Consider the following 255-nt stretch of genomic DNA (forward strand, 5'->3'; position numbering starts at 1 on the left):
CTACAGTAATGAGCAACTGGTGGCATCACATCGTCTCTGCTCAGCATCGTCCGGCTGGCAGACAGTGCCGGAACATCATGCCCCGCTCTGGAAGCAGGTCAGCATGGTAGAACATCGGCCACTGAGTACTTATGAGGAGTTGCTGTGATGCATGAACTTGAAGCGCTGCTGAGTCGCCTGAAAATGGAGCATCTGAGCTATCACGTAGAAAACCTGCTGGAGCAGGCGGCTAAAAAAGAGCTGAACTACCGGGAG

At 53.3% G+C, this 255-nt stretch carries 2 pseudogenes; both read left to right on the forward strand.

Going from position 1 to position 255, the window contains the following annotated elements:
- Positions 1-148 (forward strand): annotated as a pseudogene (locus ACU8YC_RS28840) (IS21 family transposase); the annotation flags it as partial.
- Positions 148-255, forward strand: a pseudogene (locus ACU8YC_RS28845) (AAA family ATPase); the annotation flags it as partial. The pseudogenes ACU8YC_RS28840 and ACU8YC_RS28845, both read left to right, overlap by 1 nt.

This window comes from Citrobacter sp. VF227 (assembly GCF_052950715.1).